Below are 16,654 nucleotides of genomic sequence, written 5' to 3'. Positions count from 1 at the left end.
AATGAACCGACCGATTGATCCCGCCGTGACGGAATCCGTCATCAGCCATTACATCGGCGGGCAACGCCATGCCGGCAACGGCACGCGCAGCGCCGATGTGTTCAATCCCGCCACGGGCGCCGTGAGCGCGCAGGTGCTGCTGGGTGGCAAATCCGAAGTGGACGCGGCCGTGGCCGCGGCGCATGCGGCCGCCGCCGACTGGGCCGAGACCTCGCCGCTCAAGCGCTCGCGCGTTCTGTTCAAGTTCAAGGAACTGCTCGACCAGAACCAGGACGCCCTGGCTGCCGCCATCACGCGGGAGCACGGCAAGGTGTTCTCCGATGCCAAGGGCGAAGTCACGCGCGGCATTGAAGTGGTCGAGTTCGCCTGCGGCATTCCGAACCTGCTCAAGACCGACTTCACCGACAACATCGGCGGCGGCATCGACAACTGGAACCTGCGCCAACCGCTGGGCGTGGTGGCCGGCATCACGCCGTTCAATTTCCCGTTCATGGTGCCGATGTGGATGGCGCCGGTGGCACTGGCGTGCGGCAACACGTTCATCCTCAAGCCGAGTGAGCGCGATCCGACCCCCAGTCTGATGATTGCCGACCTGCTCAAGCAGGCTGGCCTGCCCGATGGCGTGTTCAACGTCGTACAGGGTGGCAAGGATGCCGTCGATGCGCTGCTCGAGCATCCGGATGTGCAGGCCGTCTCGTTCGTCGGCAGCACGCCCATCGCCGAATACATCTACGCCGAGGGCACCAAGCGCGGCAAGCGCGTGCAAGCCCTGGGTGGCGCAAAGAACCACCTCGTGGTCATGCCAGATGCGGACCTCGACCAAGCCGTGGATGCCCTGATCGGTGCCGGCTACGGTTCGGCCGGCGAGCGCTGCATGGCGATCTCCGTGGCCGTGGCAGTGGGCGACGTGGCTGACAAGCTGGTCCCGCGCCTTGCCGAGCGCGCCCGTGCGCTCAAGATCGGCAACGGCATGCAAGCCGACAGCGAAATGGGCCCGCTCGTAACCGCCGCGCACAAGGCGAAGGTTGAGGGCTATATCGCCAAGGGCGTGGAAGAGGGCGCCAAGCTGGTGGTGGACGGCCGTGGCCACTCGGTCGAGGGCCATACCGAAGGCTTCTTCACGGGCGGCACGCTGTTCGACCACGTCAAGCCCGGCATGACGATCTACAAGGAAGAAATCTTCGGCCCGGTGCTTTCGGTGGTGCGCGTGCATGATCTTGCCGAGGCGGTGAAACTGATCAACGCGCACGAGTTTGGCAACGGCGTGTCGTGCTACACGAGCGATGGCGGCGTGGCGCGCGCATTTGCCCGGCAGATCCAGGTGGGTATGGTCGGGATCAACGTGCCGATTCCGGTGCCGATGGCGTGGCATAGTTTTGGCGGCTGGAAGCGCTCGCTGTTCGGTGACCACCACGCCTATGGGGAAGAAGGTGTTCGTTTCTACACGCGTTACAAGAGCGTGATGCAACGCTGGCCGGATTCGATTGCCAAGGGCGCCGAGTTCGTGATGCCGACAGCCAAGTAATCCGGCGCATCACCCATGAGAAAGGGAGGCAATGCCTCCCTTTTTCTTTTGAACATGCCGAGTTGAAACCGGCGTGTCATATTGGTTTGATGTTGACGGCGATCAGTTCGCCGTCGGGCCCGATCTCTACGTCAAAACTGACGCGCTGCCCTTCATGGAATGTCTGCGAGCGCGAAAACTGGATTTCCGAATCCCGAATGAAACTCGGGGCAGCATGCATTTCTGCAGCTGCCCCGGCGGGCGGATCATACTGAACGGCGTTCTCTTCAATTCGGCTGGCCATTGCATGCTCCCAATAGGGGTTCGTCAAACCAGGTCACCGCTTCCGATGACCCTCCGACTGCTTGATGGCAAACACGTACTGAACAACCTGCCTGGCGGAATATCCCAGCCAATACACGCGCGAGGAAACCCCGCGCGGCAAGCCAAAACCGGGCTACCGCGCCCGCGTGCTCCTTGTTACTGGGGCACGATGTTCGAAGCTTGCTTGCCCTTAGGGCCTTGCGTGACTTCGAACGACACCTTCTGACCTTCCTTCAGGCTTTTGAAGCCTGCGGAGTTGATAGCAGAGAAATGTGCGAAAAGGTCTTCGCCGCCATCATCCGGGGTAATGAAGCCGAAACCCTTTGCGTCGTTGAACCACTTGACGGTACCAGTAGCCATGATTTTGAGTCGTGAAGTTGAGAAATCGATCGGCCGCCGGCCAAATACAAACACAGCTGGCAGACCCGGCCGAACCGGCCAAACGATCGTTTGGTGAATATATGCTTGGCGCGTCTCCCCGTCAAAGTCTGTTTTTTTAAGCTTTTTGCTTAGACCCGGTGGACATGTTGTTTTCAGCCGCTCAGCAGGGTTGGCGCAGGCTTGCCATCGGTGCAAACACCGGCGCAAAACCGCGCGTTTTCACCTAAGCTTTAGTGGCTTCTGCCGCACTCGGCTCGCCCCGTAAAGCCAGCGCCGCAGACGGTGCACGAAAATTGCGTGCGCCCCCGTCGTTCCAGTCGCAGCCTATCCATGACGACCGCCGCAGCCAGTAAAACCAAAAAAAATCCCGCGTTGATGGCCACCATGATTGGCGCAATCGGCGTGGTTTTCGGGGACATCGGCACCAGCCCCCTGTACGCGCTAAAGGAATGCTTCAACCCCGAGCATGGGGTTCCGTTTTCCGATCAGACCGTCTTCGGCATCCTGTCGATGCTGTTCTGGGCGATGACGCTGGTGGTGTCCGTCAAATACGTGTTGTTCGTTATGCGCGCGGACAACAACGGCGAAGGTGGCATCCTCGCCCTGACGGCGCTAGCCATGCGCGCAAGCAGGGGAGGCGCCCGGTTCACACGCACGTTGATGCTGCTCGGCCTGCTGGGGGCCGCCATGTTCTACGGCGATGCCGTCATCACACCCGCCATTTCGGTGCTCTCCGCCATTGAGGGCATGGAGATCATGGCGCCCGCGCTGCAGAAGTGGGTGTTGCCTTTGGCGCTGATCGTGCTGATCGCCCTGTTTTTGATCCAGAAGCAGGGCACGCACGTGGTGGGGCGCCTGTTCGGGCCAATCATGGTGCTCTGGTTCCTGCTGCTGGGGCTGATGGGGGTGGTTTCGGTGGCGAAGTCGCCGCAGATATTGGTGGCACTGAGCCCTGTGTACGCCATCGAGTTCGGATTCCGGCATACGGTGCTGGCGTTCATCGTGTTCGGCTCGGTGTTTCTGGCGCTGACCGGCGCTGAGGCGCTATACGCCGACATGGGCCACTTTGGCGTGCGCCCGATCCGCTATGCGTGGTTCTACATTGCCATGCCGTGCCTGTTGCTGAACTACTTTGGCCAGGGCGCCTTGCTGCTGCGCGAGCCGAGCGCCGTGCAGAACCCGTTCTTCCTGTTGATGCCGAACTGGGCAGTGGGTCCGATGGTGGTATTGGCCACGGTGGCCACCGTCATTGCGTCGCAGGCAGTCATCTCAGGTGCATTTTCGATGACGGCGCAGGCGGTGCATCTGGGCTATGCGCCGCGCATGAAGATTCTCTACACGTCGGATGTGGAGATCGGCCAGATCTACGTGCCGGTGGTCAACTACATGCTTTTGGTGCTGGTGGTAGCGGTGGTGTTGGCTTTCGGCAAGTCCGACAACCTTGCTGCGGCCTACGGTATTGCGGTAACGACCACCATGGTGCTCACGACGGGTCTAGTCACGGTCGTCATGCGTAACGCCTGGAAGTGGCGCCTGTGGCTGGTGGCCTGCATCGGCACGGTTTTCCTGGCGGTGGATTTGTCCTTCTTTTCCGCCAACCTGCTGAAGATTGCCGCGGGTGGCTGGTTTCCGCTGCTGCTGGGTGGCTTGATCTTCTTCCTGATGGTGACGTGGCACTCGGGCACGCAGCTGTTGAAGGCGCGCAATGTGGAAGGTGGCATTCCGCTCGAACCATTCATGGAAGGGCTGCTGCGCCATCCACCGTATCGTGTGGACGGCACGGCCGTGTATCTCACGCCGAGCATGGATTTCGTGCCCTTGGCGTTGCTGCACAACCTCAAGCACAACCACGTGCTGCACAAGCGCGTGCTGTTCATCCACTTCCGCACGCTGGCCGTGCCGTATGTGGACCCAGCCAAGCGCCTGGTTATCAAAACCATTGGCGACGACATCCACACGGCCGTGGTCGATTTCGGCTTCAAGGAAACACCGGCGGTGGACGAGATCGTCCGTAACGTGGGTGAGCGACTGGGCATCGTTTTTGAAGATATGGAAACCTCGTTCTTCATTACGCGCGCCACGGTGGTGCCGTCGCCGCTGCCCGGCATGGCGATGTGGCGCGAATCGCTGTTTGCCTGGATGCAACACAACAGCGCCAAGCCGTCGGACTTCTTCCGGATTCCCGCCAACCGACTGGTCGAGCTGGGGAGCAAGGTGGAGATTTAGCCTCGGGCGTGCTGTGCGCTACGCAAACCGCGTCACGCTCTCGCCCCGGCAGAACGCCAGCAGTGTCAGCTGTCCGGCCTTGGCGTGGCGAATCGCCAGCGAGGACGGCGCGGAGATTGTCGCCAGCAGCGGCACCTGCACCTGTACGCACTTGCGCGCCAGTTCGAAGCTCGCGCGGCTTGTCATGACGATGAACCCGTCTGAGGGGTGGATGCCGATCCGGGCCAGTCGGCCGATCAGCTTGTCCAGCGCGTTGTGACGGCCCACGTCTTCCAGCACATGCAGCGGCGCGTTGCCGTCCGCAGGTACCCAGCCCGCGGCATGCAAGCCGCCCGTGAGCGCGTTGGCAGGTTGATGCGCCGTCATCGCCTGCATGGCGTCCAGCACTTGTGCGTCGGTCAATGACGCCATCCACGTGGGCGGGACTAGCGGGGTCGGTGCATCTTCAAAGGTCTGCAGGCTTTCAATGCCACACAGGCCGCAGCCGGTTGGGCCGGCCAGCGCGCGGCGGCGTTCCTTCAGCCGCACGAAGCAATGCGAAGCGATTTCCGCATGCACTTCAAGCCCATGCGGGTGCGTTTCCACGTCTGCGCCACGCCAATCGGCGCGACTGTCGATGATGCCTTCGGACAGCGCAAAGCCCAATGCAAAGTCTTCCAGGTCGGCTGGCGACGCCATCATCACCGCATGCGTGATGCCGTTGAAGACAAGCGCGACCGGCGCTTCATCGGCGACAGCGGTGGAGGCGTCTTCTTGCGTGCCGGTGCGCGTGCGTTTTGTCGCGGTTGTCGAAACGACGGGCATTCCGGCGGGGTGGCGGGGCAGAAAAGTCATGCAGTGAGATCGGGCAGAACGCGGCCGGCGTCGAGCAGCACGATGAGCCAGCGTGTGTCGTCCATGGCGACGCGCAGCAGGCCCGCGTCAGCCAGCGGATGCAGCGCGCGTAGCACCGTGCTGGCGCGCTCGCCTACGCGCTTGGTCAGCCAGGGTAGCGAGACCGGCTTGGCGGCGTCGGTCTCGCGCAATGCGGCCAGCAGCGCCAGTTGCAGCGCAGACCACGCCGGCTCGGTAGACATCAGGCTTCTGCCGTGGTGGCCGCTTGGGACTCTGCGGTGCGCTCGGCCTGGCTCGGCACCAGCATCACCGGAATCGACTTGGACGTCGGCGTGCGGGCCTGGTCAGCCACGGAAGACAGCGGCACCAGCGGATTCGTCTCGGGGTAATACGCCGCCAAGCAGCCGCGCGGAATGTCGTACGCCACAAGGCGGAAGCCATCGGCGCGGCGCGTGTTGCCGTCTTCGGAGAGCGTCACCATGTCGACCCACTCGCCGTCCTTCATGCGGATCGTGTGCAGGTCTTCCTTGTTGATGAAGACCACGCGGCGCTGGCCGAACACGCCGCGGTAGCGGTCGTCCATGCCATAGATGGTGGTGTTGTACTGATCGTGCGATCGCACCGTGGCCAGCGTGAAGACCGTCGTGTCCGCATGGCGCTCGCGGGCGCGGTGGACGGGCGTGTCGGTCGGCACGGCGTGCGTGTGGAATTCCGCCTTGCCCGACGGCGTGCTCCACACACGTTCGGATGCGGTGTTGCGCAGGCGGAAGCCGCCCGGCACGCGAATCTTCTCGTTGAAGCCGGCAAAGTCGTCGAACACGGCTTCAATGCGCTCGCGGATGCGGTCGTAGTCTTCCACCAGCCAGCGCCACGGGATCGTGCTCTCGGGCAACGTGGCTTCCGCCAGCCGCGCCACGATGGCCGGCTCCGACAGCAGATGCGCCGAGGCCGGCGGATTGATGCCCGCCGACATGTGCACCATGCTCATCGAATCTTCCACCGTCACGCCTTGCGTGCCGCCGGCCTGTTGGTCGACTTCGGTGCGGCCCAGGCACGGCAGGATCAGCGCGGCCTTGCCGTGCACGATGTGGCTGCGGTTGAGCTTGGTGGTCACGTGCACGGTCAGGTCGCACTGGCGCAGGCCGGCCCACGTGGCGGCGGTGTCCGGCGTGGCCGCCGCAAAGTTACCGCCCATGGCGAAGAACACGCGCGCGGCGCCTTGCTGCATCGCCTCAATGGCGCCGACGGTGTCGTAGCCATGTTCGCGCGGCACCTGGATGCCGAAGACCTTTTCAAGCCGATCCAGAAACGCAGGGGCGGGCTTTTCGTAGATGCCCATCGTCCGGTCGCCCTGCACGTTGCTGTGGCCGCGCACCGGGCACGCGCCGGCGCCCGGGCGGCCGATGTTGCCCCGCAGGAGCAACAGGTTGACGATCATCTGGATCGTCGCGACCGAATGCTTGTGCTGCGTAATGCCCATGCCCCAGCAGGCGATGACGCTGCCGGCCTTGATGTACGTGTCGCCAGCCTGGCGGATTTCGTTCTCCGGCAGGCCCGATTCTGCTTCGATGGTCGCCCACGATTCCGCGCGCACGTCGGCGGCGAAGGCATCATAGCCGCCGGTGTGCTGGGCGATGAAGGCGTGGTCGATGATGGCGGGCTCTCCGCGGCTGCGTGCCACGTCGTCACGTTCGATCACGTGTTTGATGATGCCTTTGACGGTGGCCAGGTCGCCGCCGATGCGCACCTGGTGGTACTCCGTGCTGATGCGCGTGGAGCCCAGCGTCAGCATCTCGATCTTGCTTTGCGGATCGGCAAAGCGCTCCAGCCCGCGCTCGCGCAGCGGGTTGAACGAAACAATCTTGGCGCCGCGCTTGGACGCCTCGCGCAGCTCACCGAGCATGCGCGGGTGATTTGTCCCCGGGTTCTGCCCGAAGATGAAGATGGCGTCAGCCTTGGTGAAATCGTCGAGCGTGACGGTGCCCTTGCCAACGCCGATGCTGCCCCGCATGCCCGTGCCGGAAGGCTCGTGGCACATGTTGGAGCAGTCGGGGAAATTGTTCGTGCCGTAGGCGCGCACGAACAACTGGTAGAGGAAGGCCGCCTCATTGCTGGTGCGGCCGGAGGTGTAGAAGATCGCCTGGTTCGGATCGGGCAGCGCGCGCAGGTGCTGCGCGATCAGCGCGAAGGCGGCATCCCATTCGATCGGGACGTATTTGTCGCTGGCCGCGTCGTAGACCATCGGGTGCGTCAGGCGCCCTTGGTCTTCGAGGGCGTAGTCGGACCAGTCGGCCAACTCCCGCACGGTGTGCTGTGCGAAGAATTCCGGCGTGGTGCGGCGGGATGTAGCCTCAGCGGCCACGGCCTTGACGCCGTTCTCGCAAAATTCAAACGTGGAGGCGTGGTCGCGGTCAGGCCAGGCGCAGCCGGGGCAGTCGAAGCCGTCGGGCTGGTTGGCCGACAGCATCGTCTTGGCGCCCTTGGCCGCGATGCCCTGCGACAGCAGTTGATGCGCAACGCTTTTAAGCGCGCCCCAGCCACCGGCCGGATGACGGTAGAACTCGATCTTCTGGTGCTTCATGGGTGGCGGGGCGGCTTTAAATCACGTATTTAGGAGAACAGAACGGCAGCTTTTTGGAGTGTAATCCAAACCCCCCAGCCCAACGGCAGGCCCACGGCGGCCCAGGCCACCACCACGGCCACGGCAGAGCCCGGATGCGCTTTCCATTCCAGCGACGTTTCCGGCGAGGCAACCGACGGCGTCGGGCTCTTTGTTGCAGCAGCGTGACGCTGCTCGTCGAGTTGCGCTTCGGTCATGAAGTGCTTTGCGTTGACCGGGCGCACCAGCAGGTTGCAGATGAAGCCGAGGATCAGCAGGCCGGCCAGGATCATCATCGTGATGTCGTACACGGCTGCGCGTTCCACGCCATGGGCGATCTGGTATTCGCGCAGGTAGTTCACCAGCACGGGGCCCAGAATGCCGGCCGTCGACCATGCCGTGAGCAGGCGGCCGTGAATGGCGCCCACCATCTGCGTGCCGAACATGTCAGCCAGATAGGCCGGCACGGTCGCAAAACCGCCGCCGTACATCGACAGGATCACGCAAAAGGCCAGTGCGAACAGGGCGATATTGCCCGTGTGCGACGTCCACGGAATCGAGGCGTACAGCACGAAGCCAAGCACGAAGAAGACGGCGTACGTCATCTTGCGGCCCAGGCGATCCGACAGCGATGCCCAGAAGAAACGGCCACCGATGTTGAACAGGCTCAGCAGACCCGTGAAGCCCGCAGCGATGGCCGCGATCTGTCCCTTTTGCGCGGCGGTCAGGTCCATGAACGACGTCGTCACGCCCAGCAGCTTGCCGCCAAACACTTCCTGCAGCAGCGGCGAAGCCATGCCCAGCACACCAATACCGGCCGACACGTTCAGGCATAGCACGGCCCAGATCAGCCAGAACTGCGGCGTCTTCAGCGCTTCGTTTGCGTGCACGTGGCGTTGCGTGACCATCGTGTCTTTCGCCCTGGTGGGCGAGGGGGTCCAGCCGGCCGGTTTCCAGCCCGTGGGCGGCACGCGGTAACCCAGCGCACCGGCCATCATGAACACGAAGTAGATGCCGGCCAGCACAATAAACGTTTGCGACACGCCCACCGATTCGGGCGTGGCAAACAACTTCATCAGGCGGTCAGCCAGCGGGGCGCCGATCATCGCGCCGCCGCCAAAGCCCATGATGGCCATGCCGGTCGCCATGCCGCGCTTGTCCGGAAACCACTTGATCAGCGTCGACACGGGGGAGATGTAGCCCAGCCCCAGGCCGATGCCGCCGATCACACCAGAGCCCACCCACAGCAGCCAAAGTTGGTGCATCTGGATGCCAAGCGCGGAAATCAACAGCCCGCCGCACCAGCACACGGCCGACACGACGCCAGCCTTGCGCGGGCCGACGCGCTCGAGCCAACCGCCCCACATGGCTGCGGATGCGCCCAGGAAAACGAAGAACAGCGTGAACATCCAGCCCAGGCTGGACACGCGCCAATCACAGGTGGTGGTGAACAGCTCGGCGATCAGCGAGACATCGGCGCCGCAGGTGAGCGGCTTGGTGATGCCAAGCGCGCGGCCAAGCGGCAGCCAGAAGACGGAGAAACCATAGGCCATGCCAATGCACAGATGGATGGCCAATGCAGCAGGCGGAACCAGCCAGCGGTTGAAGCCAACCGCGGCGACGGTGCGCTCGCGCGAAAAAAATGGATGCAGGACTGCTTCGGACATCGAATCCCCCCGGATAAGTTGAGCCCGTGTTGTGACGTACGTGGTGAAACGGTGCGGCCGTGCCGGTCATGGCCGGCGCGTGCCAGGCGGCTGCAGTTGGAGTGCGCCGACGTTGCCCGCGAAAGATAGTGGGGTAGCGTGTCCTAGATCAATAGTTGTAATCACCCGTTGTATTGCGAATCACGCAATTTGCAGCCTAATCAATTAGTTTATGTTTGAAAAAACATAACTTGATTGGGCCCAGGGTGACGCTTCTCCGCAACCGATGGCTTGTGGAGCGCGGCGCGCCGTTAGCCCGCCACCGCCGCGTTTGGCCAGGGACAGTCATTGGCCTGCTGGCGGAATTCATCGGCCAAGGCGCGCAGGCAGGCGAGGGCGGATTGCATTTCTTGCGCTCGCTGCTGATAGGGCCCGATGCTTTGCGCAGCGCGCTCGATGCGACGGGCAGCGTCGCCAATCGGCTGATGCCCCAGCATGCGCGCGGAACCGACGATGCGATGCGCCGCTTCCACGATCTGCGCATCTTCGCCGCCGCGGATGGCGTTCGCCAGGTTGGCGAGATCCTGTTCTGCCGTCTCGCAGAATAGATCGACAATAAAACGCCATTGCTGCAGATCATTGCCAAACAGCTCGATGAGTGTGGCGACGACCTGCGGCGGGAACTGGGCGACGACGCTTGGGGCTACGTTGGGCGTGGGGAGCATGGTGGCGACGCGTGCGATGAGAATCAGAGGCGCACTCTGCTCGCCTCGGCTACGCGCAACCATGAGATTGGTCCGATTCTGGTGTCAGTCCAAATAAAAACGGGCACACCGCTGGCAAAGCGATGCGCCCGTTGCGCCTTCAACGCACGCGGCTTAAGGCAGCATGGCCGCAGTCGGATTGACGTCCGAATCGCGCGAGGGCGGCCGGCGATGACGGTGCGCCCACGTGAAGACCACCGGCAGCACCAGCAGCGTGAGAATCGTCGTGGTGACCATGCCGCCGACGATCACCAGCGCCAGCGGGCGCTGCGCTTCCGAGCCGATGCTGTGCGACAGCGCCGCCGGCAACAAGCCCAGGCCCGCCAGCATGGCCGTCATGATCACAGGGCGCAGGCGCAGTGCGGCGCCGTCCACGGTGGCTTCGCGCACGTTTTCAGATTGCGCCAGACGATTGACGTACGAGATCAGGATCACCCCGTCCTGGATGGCGATGCCGAACAACGACAGGAAGCCAATCCCCGCTGAAATTGATAGCGTTTCGTGCGCGATATGCAGCGCCAGCAGCCCCCCGATGGCGGCAAACGGCACATTCAGCACCACCATCAGCGCATCCTTGAAGTTGCCGAACGTGCTGTACAGCAGCAGGAAGATCACGAGAATCGTCAACGGCACGATCACCATCAGCTTGCTCTGGGCGACCTTCATCTCGTTGAACTGGCCATCCCACTTGACGGTGTAGCCCTCGGGCAACTGCACGCCGTCGCCCACCACGCGCTGTGCTTCGTCCACGGCGCTGCCCAAGTCACGGCCGCGCACGCCGAACTTGATGGCGATGTAGCGCTTGCCGAGTTCACGGTAGATGAAGAATGGGCCGTCGGTCATTTCCACCTTGGCGATCATCGACAGCGGGATGTGCTGGCCATCGGGCGTATCGATCAGCAGCTCGCGGATGGCGTCGTACGACGCACGTGCTTGCTGGTTCAATCGCACCGCCAGGCCGAACGATTTTTCGCCCTCCAGGATTTGCGTGACCGGCGCCCCGCCAATGGCGTACTGCACGAGGTTCTGCACGTCGCTCACGTTGATGTTGAAGCGCGCAGCGGCCTGGCGGTCGATGGAAACGTTCAGCGTCGGCTGGCCCAGTTCGCGGAAGATGCCAACGTCCACCAGCCCTGGCACCTTCTTGAGTTGCGCCTGGATTTCATTGGCCTTGGCTTCGAGCACATTCAGGTCGTTGCCGAACAGCTTGACCGAGTTCTCGCCCTTCACGCCCGAGAGCGCTTCATCCACGTTGTCCTGGATGTATTGCGAGAAGTTGTATTCGATGCCGGGAATCTTTTCCAGGCGCTTGGACAGGCGCTCGACAAGCTTCGCCTTCGTCATACCGGCCGGCCATTGGTCAGGCGGCGCGAAGTACAGACCGTATTCCTGGTTGAACACGCCGGTGGAATCGGTGCCGTCATCGGGGCGGCCGATCTGCACCGAAACCTGGTTGATCTCCGGCTGCTTGACGAAGTACGCGCGCAGGTCGTTGGCCACTGACGACGAGTAGTCCAGGTCGACCGTGTTGGGCAACGTAATGCGCAGCCACAGGTTGTTTTCTTCCAGCGTCGGGAGGAACTCCGTACCGAGGAACGTGGCGCTGTACAGCGCCAGAACGAGCGCTGTGATGGCGGTAGCAAAGACCGCCATCGGGCGTGCAATCAGCTTGCGCAGCAGCGGCTTATACCAGCGCAGAATCGCCGTAATAAACGCTGGCGAATGCGGATGCAGCGTCTTGCCGAACACGAACGACGTGGTGGCCGGCACGAACGTCAGGCTCAGCACGATCGACGCCATCAGCGCAAAGCCCATCGTGAACGCCATCGGCTTGAAGATGATGCCTTCCACGCCGCCGATGAAGAACAGCGGCGAATACGCCACGATGATGATGCCCGTGGAGAAAATCATCGCGCGCTGCACTTCGCTGGTGGCCTTGACGATGGCGTCATCCAGCTTCTCGGCACCTTCTTCCAGGTGCCGCATGATGTTTTCCATCACGATCACGGCCGCGTCGACAATCACCCCAAAGTCGATCGCCCCAAGCGAGATCAAATTGGCCGGCACATGGAAATGCTCCATGCTGATGAACGACACGCACAGCGCCAGCGGAATCACCGCCGCCACCACAGCCGCCGCACGGAAGTTGCCCAGGAAGACGAACAACACCGCCAGCACCAGCGAGATGCCGACCACCAGCGTGTGTTCAACCGTGCCCATGGTGATGTCGAGCAGCACCTGGCGGTCGTAGAACGGCTTGATCTGGACGCTCTTGGGCAGGATGCCGTTGTTCAGCTCCGTTACCTTTTCGCGCACCTTGGCCAGCACCTCGCTGGCGTTGGCGTCGCGCTTGAGCAGCACGATGCCTTCCACCACGTCGGGCTGATCGTTGTATTGCACTTGGCCCAGACGCTGCACGTTGCCGACTTCCACCTCGGCAATATCGCGCACGCGCACCGGCACGCCGTTGTTGGCGGCCACCACCACGTTGCGGATATCGTCAACCGTCTGCAGCAGGCCCACGCCGCGCACGACGAACTGTTGCTCGCCGTCGCGCAACAGGTTGCCGCCCGTGTTGTTGTTGGCGTTGCCGATGGCCGTGATGAGCTGCGACAGTGTGATGCCGTACGACTGCAGCTTCGCCGGCGAAGGCACGATGTGATACTCCTTCACCTTGCCGCCGAAGGAGCTGACATCGGCCACGCCCTGCACGTGCTTCAGCTCTTTGGTGATGTCGTAGTCCTGGTAGCTCTTGAGCGTGGTGAGGTCTACGCCGTCGCCCACGAGGCGAAAGCGCATGATCTCGCCCGTTGCATCCGAGTCCGGGCTCAGCGACGGCTGCACACCGGTCGGCAGATTGGCTGCCGCCACATATTGCGAGAAGTTCTGCCGCGCCTTGAAGCTGTCGGTGCCTTCCTTGAACTTGAGTGTCACCACCGACAGCCCGAACAGCGATACCGAGCGGAACGACTGCACATCCGGCACGCCGGCCAGCGCATTTTCAATCGGGATGGTGATCTGCTGTTCGACTTCGGTCGTGCTGCGGCCCGGCCATTGCGTGATGGCCTGCACCGACAACGGCGCCACGCCCGGATACGCCTGCAGCGGCAGCTCGCGGAACGCCAACACGCCCGCCACCAGCAGCGCGATCGCCAGGAAAACAATCAGCAGCCGCCGCTTGAGAATGCCCGCGATGGGGTTGAAGCCCATGCCTACGCCCCCGCCTTGACGATCATCTCGTTGAGCAGCGCGGCGCCGCGCACGACCACCTGCGACGAAGCCTCAAGCCCGGCCGTCACGGCAAAGTTGCCGTCGGTGCCGGTGTCCTTGCCGTGCACTTCCACGCGCTTGAAGTGCGTGGCGTCGCTCTGCACGATCACGTAGTAGCTGCCGTGGTCTTTCACCAGGGCGGCCTTCGGCACCACCGTGGCCTGGCCGCTGCCCGTCTGGATGCGCGCCGTGGCGTACATCTCGGGGCGCAGCAGGCCATCGGTGTTGGGCACGTCGCAGCGCACCGTTAAGGTGTGCGTTGCCGGGTCGATGTTCGGGGCAATGAAGCTCACACGGCCGGTGAACTCGCGGTCCGGATACGCCGCCGTGTGCAGCGAGATCGGCTGGCCGATGTGCACGCTGGCAATGTCGTTCTCATACACATTGCCCGTGAACCACAGCACACGCGTATCGACGATGCTCATGAACGAGTCGCCCACGTTCAGGAAGGCGCCTGGGTCCATGTTGCGCTTGACGATCGTGCCAGAGATGGGCGCGCGCAGCGTCAGGTGTTCAGCCGGCGTGCCGCGCTTGGCAATCTGCGCGACATCGGCATCGGACATGCCCAGCACATGCAGGCGGCCTGCGGCGGACTGCACGGTGGCGTCTGCATCGTCCTGCAGATCCTTCATGTTGGAACCCTTGAGCTGGCGGGCGGTATTCAGCGCCAGCAGGTATTCCTTCTGTGCCGAGATGAAGTCTGGCGAGTAGAGCTGCGCAATCGGTTGGCCCTCACGCACCAGCGCACCTTCGAACAGGAGAATCTGGTCCAGCCGCCCAGCCACGCGCGCCGATGCCAGCTTGGTGCGCTCGGCGTTATAGGCGAGCTTGCCGGGCGTGGAGAGCTCCACCGGCACTGAAAGCTGACTGACCTGCGCAACCTTCACCTGCTGCGGGTCGAAGCCGCCGGCCGGAATTTCCACGGAATCCGGCTTCGCGCGCGGCGTGGCTGCAGGAGCGGATGCGGGGGCAGCGGGCTTTGCGGTCTCGGCCGGTGAAGCGGCGGGCCATTTGCGTCCGACCACCACACCAACAGCCAGGGCTGCGGCCAAGGCGATGACTGCAACAACGGGAGAGAACTTCTTCATGATGTTATTGAGCTTGAACCGGCGAGCGACCCGTGGCCGCGAGCAGCGCGTGATAGGCCTGCAAGGCTGTGGCCTGAGCCTGGGCGACCGACAGTTCGGCGTTCCTGAGCGCGCCCTGGGCGGTGAGCAGGTCGTTGAAATCAGCGTTGTTGCTGGCGTAGTTGGTCATCGTCACGCGATAGGCCGCCAGCGCCTGCGGCAGTTGCCGCTGCTTGTTGAAGTCAAGTTGGGCAAGCGTCTGGCGCAGCGTGTTGTAGGCGGTATCGACGGCCAATAACGTCTGCTGGCGCACCGACACGTCATTCGCCTCGGTGGCAATCTGACTTTCCACCGCCTGATTGACGCCGTACTTCTCTTTGGCCAAGAACCAGAACGGAATGATCACATCCAGCTCGAGCTGGTAGCTGTTCGGGCGCACGCCATACGGCGGGTTGTCCGTCGTAACGGTGGCGATGACCTGGAAGTCGGGCAGGTAGGCCTTGCGAGCGAGCGTCACGCTCTTGCGTGCGGCGTCCATCAAGTCTGCCGACGCCTTGATCGACGGGTGCTCGCGCAGCGCCTGGTTTTCCAGCTCGGGCAGCGGCTCTTCCGGCAGGTGTACGGACTCGTCGTCGGCGCGCAGCACAAGCGGGAAGCTCGGCTCCTTGCCGATGAGCGTGTTGAGGGTCTGAAGCGTGCTGTCGTACTGACGCTGTGCGGCAAACAGGTCGTTCTGCGCGCTGCTCTGCATGACCTGCGCGTTGAGGAAGTCGGCGTACGCAGCGGCGTTGTTGGCGTAGCGCACACGCGTGATCTGCTTGACCTGCTCCAGGCGCGTGATGGCCAGCTTCTGTACATCGATCTGTTTCTGCAGCGCGATCGCTTGGTAATACGTGGTGGAAAGCTGAGCGTAGAGCTGCAGGTACAGCGCGTCGTTTTGCGCGTTCAGCGATTCCGCCTGGCGATCGGCAATCTCGGCTGCCAGCGCCTTCTTGCCCGGAAACGGGATCTGCTGCGTCAGGTTGTACTGGCTGCCGCCCGCGCGGTTGACCGCCAGCGGAAACCCCTTAGGAATGCTGTTCCAGATGTAGCCGAGTTGCGGGTTATTGGGCGCGGCAAGTTGCGGTGGGATCGACTTGGCCGACAGGTAGTTATGGCGCGCCTGGATCAACTGCGGGTTGTTGCCCTTCAGTTCTTGCAGCAGCTCGACCAGGTTGAAGCCGGCGCCCGTCACGCCCGGCACGGAAGGCTTGATCGGCGGCATGGTCGCCACCGGCATGCTGGCCGCAGCCGGCGCCGGTGCTGGCGTGGCTGCCCAGGCAGCGGCAATTGGCAGGCAGGCCACCGCGCACAGCACGGCCCTTGCCTGTGGATGGAACGCACCCCGATGTTTCACTGCAGCAGACTCCCCTTGAGACGGGAGCGTTTTTACCGACGCGAACTTTCAAGCGCCTTTCACGACTCAGCAAGCCGCCAGGGCGTGGGGGAAACGCGCCAAACCCGCCCTGCGGCGGGAGTCTGCGACAGTCATATGACGAAACGTGGCGGAGTCTCAGGTCGGTGCAAGCGGGCATGGCATCCCGACGCGGGCAGCGAGTGCATCACGCGTGGCCTGCAAGCTGGCGATGCGCACATCGATGGCGGTAAGTTTCTCCCGCAGTAGCGCCGTAACGGCGGCATCGATGTCGGGTTGCTGCCACACCTGCGCCATCCCTTCGCCAATTTCTGCCAGCGTGAAGCCCAGTTGCTGAGCCGTGCGCACGTAGTTCACGAGTTCGACGGTTTCGGGCGGGTAGGCGCGGTAGCCGTTACTGCGGCGACGAGCTCGGATCAGGCCTCGTGCTTCGTAAAAGCGCAGGCCGTCCCGCGAGACGCCAGTGGCGGCGGCCAGATCGCCGATGGAAAGGTCGCCGGTACGCGCGTTGGGAGCGGAAGCGGGAAGTGCAACAGGCATGGTGGCTTGGAAGAGTGAGGCGGCCGAGGGCTTGACCTTGGAGCGTACACCAGGCTTTACCGTGGCGACTCCTTCACTTCATTCC

The 16,654-nt window shown here is 63.2% G+C and carries 13 protein-coding genes; 2 read left to right on the top strand and 11 right to left on the bottom strand.

The window, feature by feature from the left end:
* The first annotated feature begins 1 nt into the window (after position 1).
* Complete coding sequence (locus NKG59_RS01280; protein ID WP_045201488.1) at positions 2-1,525, top strand: CoA-acylating methylmalonate-semialdehyde dehydrogenase; 1,524 nt, start codon at positions 2-4, stop codon at positions 1,523-1,525.
* Positions 1,526-1,601: 76 nt separating this feature from the next.
* On the opposite strand, the gene NKG59_RS01275 is transcribed toward NKG59_RS01280, so the two are convergent.
* Both NKG59_RS01275 and NKG59_RS01270 read right to left on the bottom strand, forming a co-directional pair.
* Entirely contained in the window at positions 1,602-1,808 is a 207-nt protein-coding gene (locus tag NKG59_RS01275; RefSeq protein WP_024978714.1) for a cold-shock protein, read from the bottom strand.
* Between the two features lie 176 nt (positions 1,809-1,984).
* The gene (locus tag NKG59_RS01270; RefSeq protein WP_004627322.1) at positions 1,985-2,188 is read right to left on the bottom strand and encodes a cold-shock protein; all 204 of its coding nucleotides are present in this window, start codon (positions 2,186-2,188) and stop codon (positions 1,985-1,987) included.
* Between the two features lie 351 nt (positions 2,189-2,539).
* On the opposite strand from NKG59_RS01270, the gene NKG59_RS01265 reads away from it, so the two are divergent.
* Positions 2,540-4,435: a potassium transporter Kup gene (locus NKG59_RS01265; RefSeq protein WP_253534535.1), complete on the top strand. Its 1,896-nt coding sequence runs from the start codon at positions 2,540-2,542 to the stop codon at positions 4,433-4,435.
* A gap of 18 nt (positions 4,436-4,453) precedes the next feature.
* Here NKG59_RS01265 and fdhD read toward each other — a convergent pair whose 3' ends face one another.
* The 9 genes from fdhD to NKG59_RS01220 form a co-directional block, all read right to left on the bottom strand.
* Positions 4,454-5,269, bottom strand: a complete 816-nt coding sequence (gene fdhD / locus NKG59_RS01260) for a formate dehydrogenase accessory sulfurtransferase FdhD (protein ID WP_253534534.1) — start codon at positions 5,267-5,269, stop codon at positions 4,454-4,456.
* Positions 5,266-5,511 (bottom strand): MarR family transcriptional regulator, encoded by a 246-nt coding sequence (locus NKG59_RS01255; RefSeq protein ID WP_253534532.1) that lies wholly within the window; start codon positions 5,509-5,511, stop codon positions 5,266-5,268. Before NKG59_RS01255 ends, fdhD begins: the two co-directional genes overlap by 4 nt.
* Positions 5,511-7,850: an FdhF/YdeP family oxidoreductase gene (locus NKG59_RS01250; RefSeq protein WP_253534530.1), complete on the bottom strand. Its 2,340-nt coding sequence runs from the start codon at positions 7,848-7,850 to the stop codon at positions 5,511-5,513. The genes NKG59_RS01255 and NKG59_RS01250 overlap by 1 nt, the downstream gene beginning before the upstream one ends.
* Positions 7,851-7,879: 29 nt before the next feature.
* Entirely contained in the window at positions 7,880-9,535 is a 1,656-nt protein-coding gene (locus NKG59_RS01245; RefSeq protein ID WP_253534528.1) for an OFA family MFS transporter, read from the bottom strand.
* 290 nt (positions 9,536-9,825) lie between these two features.
* Positions 9,826-10,302: an Hpt domain-containing protein gene (locus NKG59_RS01240; RefSeq protein WP_253534525.1), complete on the bottom strand. Its 477-nt coding sequence runs from the start codon at positions 10,300-10,302 to the stop codon at positions 9,826-9,828.
* Positions 10,303-10,392: 90 nt separating this feature from the next.
* The gene (locus tag NKG59_RS01235) at positions 10,393-13,488 is read right to left on the bottom strand and encodes an efflux RND transporter permease subunit (RefSeq protein WP_253534523.1); all 3,096 of its coding nucleotides are present in this window, start codon (positions 13,486-13,488) and stop codon (positions 10,393-10,395) included.
* 2 nt (positions 13,489-13,490) lie between these two features.
* Positions 13,491-14,636, bottom strand: a complete 1,146-nt coding sequence (locus NKG59_RS01230; protein WP_253534521.1) for an efflux RND transporter periplasmic adaptor subunit — start codon at positions 14,634-14,636, stop codon at positions 13,491-13,493.
* Between the two features lie 4 nt (positions 14,637-14,640).
* Positions 14,641-16,011 (bottom strand): TolC family protein, encoded by a 1,371-nt coding sequence (locus NKG59_RS01225; RefSeq protein WP_253534519.1) that lies wholly within the window; start codon positions 16,009-16,011, stop codon positions 14,641-14,643.
* Positions 16,012-16,167: 156 nt separating this feature from the next.
* Positions 16,168-16,569 (bottom strand): MerR family transcriptional regulator, encoded by a 402-nt coding sequence (locus tag NKG59_RS01220; protein ID WP_253534517.1) that lies wholly within the window; start codon positions 16,567-16,569, stop codon positions 16,168-16,170.
* Positions 16,570-16,654: the final 85 nt, after the last annotated feature.

Origin of the sequence: Ralstonia chuxiongensis (assembly GCF_024158925.1) — a bacterium.
GTDB classification, from domain to species: Bacteria; Pseudomonadota; Gammaproteobacteria; order Burkholderiales; family Burkholderiaceae; genus Ralstonia; species Ralstonia chuxiongensis.
Note: the sequence above shows the minus strand (reverse complement) of the source record. Positions and strands in the feature narration are given on the sequence as shown.

What these genes read in the sequence shown, in the direction of transcription:
- NKG59_RS01265 (WP_253534535.1), top strand. Translation starts at nt 2,540, where the DNA reads ATGACGACCGCCGCAGCCAGTAAAACCAAAAAAAATCCCGCGTTGATG.
- NKG59_RS01270 (WP_004627322.1), bottom strand. Translation starts at nt 2,188, where the DNA reads ATGGCTACTGGTACCGTCAAGTGGTTCAACGACGCAAAGGGTTTCGGC.
- fdhD (WP_253534534.1), bottom strand. Translation starts at nt 5,269, where the DNA reads ATGACTTTTCTGCCCCGCCACCCCGCCGGAATGCCCGTCGTTTCGACA.
- NKG59_RS01255 (WP_253534532.1), bottom strand. Translation starts at nt 5,511, where the DNA reads ATGTCTACCGAGCCGGCGTGGTCTGCGCTGCAACTGGCGCTGCTGGCC.
- NKG59_RS01245 (WP_253534528.1), bottom strand. Translation starts at nt 9,535, where the DNA reads ATGTCCGAAGCAGTCCTGCATCCATTTTTTTCGCGCGAGCGCACCGTC.
- NKG59_RS01280 (WP_045201488.1), top strand. Translation starts at nt 2, where the DNA reads ATGAACCGACCGATTGATCCCGCCGTGACGGAATCCGTCATCAGCCAT.
- NKG59_RS01275 (WP_024978714.1), bottom strand. Translation starts at nt 1,808, where the DNA reads ATGGCCAGCCGAATTGAAGAGAACGCCGTTCAGTATGATCCGCCCGCC.
- NKG59_RS01250 (WP_253534530.1), bottom strand. Translation starts at nt 7,850, where the DNA reads ATGAAGCACCAGAAGATCGAGTTCTACCGTCATCCGGCCGGTGGCTGG.
- NKG59_RS01220 (WP_253534517.1), bottom strand. Translation starts at nt 16,569, where the DNA reads ATGCCTGTTGCACTTCCCGCTTCCGCTCCCAACGCGCGTACCGGCGAC.
- NKG59_RS01235 (WP_253534523.1), bottom strand. Translation starts at nt 13,488, where the DNA reads ATGGGCTTCAACCCCATCGCGGGCATTCTCAAGCGGCGGCTGCTGATT.
- NKG59_RS01240 (WP_253534525.1), bottom strand. Translation starts at nt 10,302, where the DNA reads ATGGTTGCGCGTAGCCGAGGCGAGCAGAGTGCGCCTCTGATTCTCATC.
- NKG59_RS01230 (WP_253534521.1), bottom strand. Translation starts at nt 14,636, where the DNA reads ATGAAGAAGTTCTCTCCCGTTGTTGCAGTCATCGCCTTGGCCGCAGCC.